Source organism: Paracoccus panacisoli (genome assembly GCF_042435015.1).
In the GTDB taxonomy this organism is placed as follows: Bacteria; Pseudomonadota; Alphaproteobacteria; order Rhodobacterales; family Rhodobacteraceae; genus Paracoccus; species Paracoccus panacisoli.
In genome coordinates this window covers 1-7,704 of record NZ_JBHMQU010000050.1, presented here as the reverse complement: position 1 = coordinate 7,704, position 7,704 = coordinate 1, and the positions used below count along the sequence as shown (strand labels likewise).

Here is a 7,704-nt window from a genome sequence, read left to right as displayed (position 1 = left end):
CCTGATCAGGCCCTGACCTCTCCGAAGGTCGGCGCTCCTACACCACGGCGTGGGACACTATCCCGAGGAGATCACTATGCGGCCAAGGGTGAACTGAAGGAGACGGGCGATCCTTCCGGCAAGGGTTGAGGATCCTGCGCAATCCCGACCGCGGATGGCGGCCGGAGACGCAGGATCCTCGGGCCCCGGTCGGCTCACGCCGGCCGGGGTGGAGAGGGATGAATGAAGGGAAAGGAACAGGGACGGAGGGAGCGCTGAGATAAGGCGAGATGGATCCGGAGGCAGGGTGGAGGGGAGAGAGAAGGCAAAAGGGCGGGGTGATCGGGGAAACACGGTAGCCAATCACGTCTGGAAGCTCGCTCCGCCGACATAAGGGTCTTACGGGAACGAGGGATTATCGTCGCCGGACGCACGATCCCAAATTTTTTGGCGATGGTGCTTTGGACTTTCAGTCCGCGCCGCTATCGAATCGGGGATGAACAGTCCTCGTATCCCGCGATCCCCCGCCGCCGCCCTGGCGGTGTGCCCGGCCCGCCCGGCCGGCAGGGATCACGCGCAGACCCGTTCCAGATGCCAAGCCTCTCCCCTGTCTGCCGTTCCGGCGGCCTGTGTCGGCAGCCCCCGGGGCTGCCGTCTCTGGGGTGTTTCGAAAGAGGGGAGAAGGGCCGCCAGGCCCGGCTCCCCTCTTCGCCGGAGAGCATCAGGACCCGGTCGCGCGCAGCGTGACGGGGGCCTGATGCTAGTAGGTTCCACCAAAGAGGCAATCCCATGCTGATGACCCACAGCTTCGTGCCCGCGAACGATCCCCGCAGGTCAAACCCCCGCGCCGCCTCCATCCGCCTCGAGACGCGCAATGCCTCGCGGTTGTATTACCAGCGCGGCCATGATCTGCGGAAGGGCAAGCTGCCCGGGTATGTCGATCCTGAGAGGCTCGACCTGAACCGGGTGCTGATCCCCTACCCCCGCGTCTGCGAGGTTCGGGATATCTGCAAGGAACGGCGCTCACAACGCCAGACCGAGCGGGCGATGTCCCGCACCGTCTCGATCGCCATGACCGGCATCCTCACCTTCGGGTCCGAGGCGGTGGTGATGTTCGACCGCCTTTCGCCCGACCAGCAGGATGCCGCGTTTCGCGACCTCGTGCAGGCTACGGCGGATCGACTGAACACCTCGGTGTCCGGCCTGACCGTGCATCTCGACGAGACCACGATCCACGCCCATTTCGAGCTGGTCGGCTATACTCATGACGGCCATCCCCTTTCGCAGAGCACGCGGCCCGGCATCTTCTCGGAGCTTCAGGACCTGACCGCCGAGATCATGAGCCGGCACTGCCCCGGCATCGAGCGTGGCCGCCGTTATGGCGAGCGCCTGGCCAAGGGCGCCGAGTTTCGCGAGGTCCTCCACCGGAGCGTGAAGCAGTTGCACCATGACCTGCCCCATGACCTGGCCGAGGCCGCGGCAGAGGTGGCGGCGGGCCGCGACATTGTGCAGCGCCTCGAAGGCGACGCAGCGGCCCTCGAGGCCCGCGTCGCCATCGCAAGGGACAAGCTCGCGACGCTCGAGCCGCAGGTCAGCGCCGCCCGATCCGCGGTCGATGACGCGACGGCGCGCGTGGCCGAGATGGACGGATACCTCGCCAAGGCCCAGGCGGACCTGGACAAGGCCGGCGCGGATGCAGCCCGCAAGGCCAAGGTCGCCAAGCGGATCAAGACCTATGCCAAGCGCCTTGCGGGCCGAAACGCCGAACTGCAGACCAGTCAGGCCGCGCTGGCCGAGGCCGTCTCCCGCATGGAGGCTGCCAGGGCATCGCACGAGGCTGATCTTGCCACCCTGCGAAAACGGCGCTCGGACATGCTGCGCAATGCTAGGGCGGAGGCCTTGGCGTTGCAGGAGCAGAAGGCCGCCAGAGCCGAGGCCGTCGCCGCAATGGAGGCCGCCAAGGCGGCCGAGGCAACGGCGCGTGCCGAGGCGGCACGGCTGGCACGGGAGAGCGTGGCAGAAGCTGAGAAGGCCGCGCGCGCGGCCGCCATGGTGATTACCAACACTGCGCGCGTCGAGGCCGACAGGATCACCGTCGCGGCGAAGGAGCAGGCAGGGACCATCATCACCACCGCCGACGCAAAGTTCAGCCACGCATTCCGGACGCTGGAGCGGATCGCCGCCGAGGCTGAGGCCGGCACCCTCCGCGTTGACAAGGCCGGCGCTCCTGTCGGCTCAACGCCGGGTCTGTTCGACGTCGCTCCGCGCCCGCTCCGGCAGCTTGCGGCGCGCCTCGGGAGGGTCGTGATGTCGATCAGCGGCAAGCTGCGCCGTGTGCGGCGAGATGAGGAGGCCGCGGCCCAAGCAAGGCTTGAGGCCGAAGAAGCCCGTGATCGGTATCTCCGCGGCATTGAGTTGCAGCAGATCTTCCGGGAGACGGCAGCGGCACACCTCGAACTGCTCGACCGGCAGATGGACGCCGTCCGCGACACGGTTACCGGAGAAATCAGGGACCCGGTGATGGCAAGGTTCTTCACCGGGATCAGGGAGGGCGTCGAGGCGATGGTGGAGGAGCACAGAGTCGAAACCGACACGGGCCCGTCCGCGACGATGTAAAGGCGCCTCGCCTGTGTCCAAGCGCTCCTTCGCCTAACCACCGTTATGTCGCCCCGCTGACGCATTTCACCACCGGCACCGGATCGAGGAGATGCGCGCCGCCGGTTTCCGGCGGAGGCGGATCCTGCTGGTGCGAGCCGGGGCAGGCTAAGCCTCCTCGGGGGTGTCAGTTGGCAGCCGTCTGGTTGCCGCGGGGCGGCGAACGGGCGACCAAGATCGAGACGGGCGAAGGGTTGTAAAGGGCGGAAGGCCGACAGTGGAGTTGCGGCATGGCCACTGTTACGACATCTGGAAAGCGGTCACTTGTGAAGCAAGCGGTAAAACGGGCGTGGCAAGAAACGAACGTGGGGAAAGCAGCTAGAGAACGGCGCAACCTCCCAAAACGAAGCAAATTTCGGTGATGCGCGCGTCTATTTTATCTTGATCCTAGGGCGATCAAGTTGAACGGAAAGAGGCCGCATTTGCCTGTGCGGTTATGTCGGCTGCCGACAACCCAAGATGAGCCGCCAGCCTGTATTCCGTCTCGATGTCGGTCGAAAAAAAAGAAGGGTCGTCTGTTCCGAGCACAATTACGCATCCTGCATCGGCAAGTGGGCCAGCAGGATGCGCTCCGATAGAGGAACAGAGATTTAGGGCAAGGTTGCTCGACAGACAGACCTCGAGCGGCATTTTGGCCGAGGCGAGTTGGCGCAAGACACCTTCAGACTCAACCGCTCGGATGCCATGACCAACGCGTTCCAGACCAAGCACTTCGATCGCTTCAATGATCGTATCAGGTCCGAGGTGCTCACCAGCATGGGCCGTCGCGCGCAGGCCCTCGGATCGAGCGATGCGGAAGGCTTCCTTGAAATCGCTCGGTGAGAACATCCGTTCGTCGCCGGTCAGGCCAAAGCCAACGAGTATGTCCTGTCGACGACCAACCGCTATTCTCGCTGCCTCCATGACTGCTTCGGGCCCCAAATGCCGAACCCCGGTGGCGATCATTCGGCAGTCGATGCCATGTGACTCGAGTGCGCGATCACGTGCGGCGGACAGAGCGGCGAGTTGGTCGTCGAAGGCGACACCGACACGCATCAAGTCTGGCGGCGAAAGCATGAACTCGACGTAGGTCGTGCCCAGCTGTGCAGATCGGGAAAGATAGTCGTAGGCAACTTCTTCGAGGTCGTGCGCGGTTACGATGACCGACGCGACATGGTCATATGCGCGTAGAAAGGAGGTGAAGTCGTGCCACCCATATCCTTTCGACGTCCACATTGTGGCGTCGAGGTTCATCGAGTTCCTTTCGGCAAGTCGACGGGCCATCGGCGGGGTGATGGTGCCGCGAAGGTGCACATGTAGATCTATCATCGACACTCTCTTCTCGAATATGTAACAGTGGCAAACGGTTGTAAGCGCGAATGCGCTCGGGGTCGGACATGCGCGTCAGATTTCTTTCTAAGAACGAACACAAGATTGCCGAGGCGTCCACCATACTAAAATCCGTGGGCGTCGACCTCGTTCCCGTACATCTGCCGATCGACGAGCTTCAGTCGGACGATGTGCGGGCCATCGTGCGAAATAAGACGCTTCGGGCCTTTCACTTACTGGGGCACCCAGTTTTCGTAGAACAGACTTGCCTGTTCCTGAAGGAGCTGAATGGCTTTCCAGGAGGCCTCACGCAGGTATTCTGGGACACGCTGCAAAAGGAACGTGTCGCACGCTTGTTCGGGGGCGGATTGGTCACAGCCAAAACCCAGATCGGGTATTGCAACGGGCAACAAGTATTCCATTTTGAAGGCGCAATCGACGGCACCATCGCATCTGAGCCACGCGGCGACGACCATTTCCAGTGGGATTGCGTCTTCATTCCCGATGGACATAAGCAGACATTTGCAGAGATGGGCGAGAAGAAGAACGAGATTTCTATGAGAAAAAGAGCGCTCGACGCTTTCGCCGCTCACCTCGCGAGTAGCCGCCATGATTGAACAGCTCGCTGATTTGGTAACGAGAAAGAAGGTCGTGTTATTCGCAGGGGCTGGGCTGTCGGTTCCCTTGGGTCTTCCGAGCTGGTCTAGCCTAATTGGTCACATGGCCACTGAACTCGGCTACGATCCCGAAGTTCTTGTTCCAGATGGTGCCGACCATCTGCAAATTGCCGAGTTCTATAAGCTGGAACGCAATAGCATCGGCGAACTCCGTAGCTGGATGGACCGCAGTTGGCACGTTCCCGACGATCGCCTGTTGCAGTCGCGCGTGCACGAGCAAATAGTCGAGCTCGACTTTCCCTTAATCTATACCACCAACTACGATCGCAACCTCGAGCGCATACATCAACTCAAGAAGAAACCCTTCACCAAGATCAAGTCGGTGCTCGACATTGCCAACGCACTTTCCGACGCTACACAGATCGTCAAGTTCCACGGAGATTTTGACGATGACGAGTCGCTGGTGGTCACAGAATCCGATTACTTTGAGCGGCTGCAGTTCGAAGCTCCACTCGATATCAAGTTTCGAGCTGATGTCTTAAGCCGCAGCGTACTCTTCGTCGGCTACAGCCTGAACGATCTCAATATGCGCCTGCTACTATACCGGCTCCATAAAATGTGGGAGAATGCCGGCTTCGTGGCGCAACGGCCTCCGTACTTCATATTTCTGCTGCGGCCCGACCCTGTTCGCGAACGAGTATTGGCCAGCCGTGGTATCCATCCTATCGTTTCGGAATCGCTGGAGCCTGGCACGGCGCTTGAAGAGATGTTCGACAAGCTCCTCTCCGCGCGCGGCAAGCTGGCTTGAGGGCATCGCTACCACAGCTGCCCCCGTTTTGCTGCAGCAACTTCTGAACGGCGGTTATGGGCAATGCCGCAAAGCAGCTTCCTAGGCGGCTGAGCGGAAGGAATGGGCCGGCCGGTAGAGAACCCGCCGACCGGCTTATCGCTACAAGTCCACCGCTTCGGTCCACCCGAGACCGACCAAGGCTCGCAGTTCACGTCCTTCGCCTGGACCGACCGGCTGAACGGATCGGCACCCGGAGCTCGATGGACGGGAAAGAGCGCTGCCTCGACAACATCTTCATCGAACGCCTCTGGCGGTCCCTGAAACATGAGTGCGTCTATCTGCACGCCTGGGAGACCGGCTCGCAGGCCAAGGCCGGCGTTGGCCGGTGGATCACCTTCTACAATCACCAGCGGACTCACGCCGCCCATGGCGGACAGCCGCCCGCCGTGATGTACTTCAACCAGATCGAAACCGACAAGCAGGGGCAGAACGTAGCTCAAATCATCGCGGAAACTGTCCAACCGATGGGGAGTAGCTCACCCTTTGTCGCAGGCTGGGTGTTCAGGCCGAAGCGCGGGCAGAATCGATGGACGTGGAGATACCTCCTGCCCCCAGGCCCACCCTGTCTTCGGATGATCCGACAGGCATCATAGTAACACTTCAGTGAGCGGCCATTTCTTAAGATCAAACGACCGACAAACGGAGTTCGGCAATCGCTGGGACGAAGCGATCCGCAAGTCGCTGATCGCTCGTCACCAGAAGATAATCACGCTCTACAGCTTGGGCAACGATCCAGAGGTCGTTCTCATCGACTTGGAGCATCTGACCTGAGACCCGATCTGGCCAGTTCTCCAGCCATCGAGGAGTGCGACGGGACAGGTCGAGGTAATGGTCAGCGAGGCGCGCCTTGACGTCGCCATATGCTTCGGCGGTATGGCGACCGACTTCTGCGAGTGGATACGCTGCTGCCTGAGTGTAAGCGTCCGGCCTGACCGCTACCCGTTCCATCGCCATGGCAGCAGGTCGTCGACCTTTGTGATCTTGTAGTCGGGGATGCGGGCCAGGGTATCAGCGAGCCAGGCGAGTGGATCGACGGCGTTGAGCTTGGCTGTCTCGGTGAGGGTGTAGGCGATGGCGGCGGCTTTTCCGCCTGCTTCCGAGCCGACGAAGAGGTAGTTCTTGCGGCCGAGGGCAACGGCGCGCATGCCGCGTTCGGCGGCGTTGTTGTCGAGTTCGAGAATGCCGTGGTCGAGGTAGGGGCGCAGACGCTGCATGCGGGTCAGGGCGTAGCGGATGGCGGCGGCTAGCGGGGATTTGCCTGAGATTGTGGTGAGTTGCATCGCCAGCCACGCCTCCAGCTCGTCGAAGACGGGGGCGGCATGGGCCTGTCGCAGTTCGGCACGGCGATCAGGCGGAGAGCCACGGGCCTCCTTCTCCACGGCATAGAGCCGGGCGATCCGAGTTATGGCCTCTTGGGCTATCGGAGAGCCCTGGGATCGGTGGATGTCGACGAACTTGCGCCGGACATGGGCCATGCAGGCGACCTCGCGGATGGCGCCTGAGCGGTAGAGGTCTTCAAACCCGGCATAGCCGTCGGCGTGCATCCAGCCGCGATAGCGGGCGAGGTGATCCTTGGGGTGCTGGCCTTTGCGGTCGCCCGAGAAGCGATACCAGGCAGCGGGCGGCGCGGAGCCGCCCCAAGGGCGTTCGTCACGGGCATAAGTCCAGAGCCGGGCGGTGCGGGTCTTGCCGGTGCCCGGGGCGAGCATGCTGACCGGCGTGTCGTCGGCGAAGATCGCCTCGGCCGACAGGACATGGCGACCGATGGCGTCAGCGAGGGGTTCAAGCAAGGCAGTGGATTTGCCGACCCAGTCGGCCAGCGTCGAGCGATCCAGATCGAGCCCCTCACGATCGAAGATCTGGCTCTGGCGATAGAGCGGCAAGTGATCTGCATACTTGCTGACCAGCACATGGGCCAGCAGACCCGGCCCCGGGCGGCCACGCTCGATGGGGCGAGAGGGCAGCGGGGCCTGGACGAACCGTTCGCAGCAGGTGCAGGTCAGGTGCGGCCGGACGATCCGGTTCACGATAAACCGGCTGGGAACATACTCCAACTCCTCGGTGACATCCTCCCCGATCCGGCGCAGACGGCCGCCGCAATCGGCGCAAGCCTCGGCACCGGGGCCGAGTTCGACCTCCATCCGTGGGATATGATCCGGGATCGGGCGGCGCTTGGGTTTGTCCTTCTCCTCGATGTCCGGCAGTCGCATCCGGGCGGTCATCGCGGCAGCAGGATAGTGTCCCACGCCGTGGTGTAGGAGCGCCGACCTTCGGAGAGGTCAGGGCCTGATCAGG

At 62.5% G+C, this 7,704-nt stretch carries 5 protein-coding genes and 2 pseudogenes; 4 read left to right on the top strand and 3 right to left on the bottom strand.

Annotated features, from left to right (window positions below; genetic code table 11):
- Nucleotides 1-768 precede the first annotated feature (768 nt).
- The gene (locus ACFHYO_RS11140; protein WP_394320461.1) at nt 769-2,595 is read left to right on the top strand and encodes a plasmid recombination protein; all 1,827 of its coding nucleotides are present in this window, start codon (nt 769-771) and stop codon (nt 2,593-2,595) included.
- Between the two features lie 435 nt (nt 2,596-3,030).
- Here the strand turns inward: ACFHYO_RS11140 and add are convergent, their stop codons facing one another.
- A complete protein-coding gene (gene add / locus ACFHYO_RS11135) occupies nt 3,031-3,942 on the bottom strand; it encodes an adenosine deaminase (protein WP_394320460.1) in 912 nt (303 codons plus the stop codon).
- A gap of 68 nt (nt 3,943-4,010) precedes the next feature.
- Here add and ACFHYO_RS11130 point away from each other — a divergent pair, with 68 nt between their 5' ends.
- The 3 genes and pseudogenes from ACFHYO_RS11130 to ACFHYO_RS11120 form a co-directional block, all read left to right on the top strand.
- Nucleotides 4,011-4,559: a non-canonical purine NTP pyrophosphatase gene (locus tag ACFHYO_RS11130; protein ID WP_081962513.1), complete on the top strand. Its 549-nt coding sequence runs from the start codon at nt 4,011-4,013 to the stop codon at nt 4,557-4,559.
- Nucleotides 4,552-5,367: an SIR2 family protein gene (locus tag ACFHYO_RS11125; RefSeq protein WP_394320458.1), complete on the top strand. Its 816-nt coding sequence runs from the start codon at nt 4,552-4,554 to the stop codon at nt 5,365-5,367. Before ACFHYO_RS11130 ends, ACFHYO_RS11125 begins: the two co-directional genes overlap by 8 nt.
- 153 nt (nt 5,368-5,520) lie before the next feature.
- Nucleotides 5,521-5,804, top strand: a pseudogene (locus ACFHYO_RS11120) (transposase); the annotation flags it as partial.
- Between the two features lie 229 nt (nt 5,805-6,033).
- Here the strand turns inward: ACFHYO_RS11120 and ACFHYO_RS11115 are convergent.
- Together ACFHYO_RS11115 and tnpC are read right to left on the bottom strand one after the other, a co-directional pair.
- Nucleotides 6,034-6,363, bottom strand: coding sequence for a PIN domain-containing protein (locus ACFHYO_RS11115; protein WP_394320456.1), 330 nt, complete (start codon nt 6,361-6,363; stop codon nt 6,034-6,036).
- A pseudogene (gene tnpC, locus ACFHYO_RS11110) lies at nt 6,345-7,640 on the bottom strand (IS66 family transposase); the annotation flags it as partial. The pseudogene tnpC and the gene ACFHYO_RS11115, both read right to left, overlap by 19 nt.
- Between the last annotated feature and the right edge of the window lie 64 nt (nt 7,641-7,704).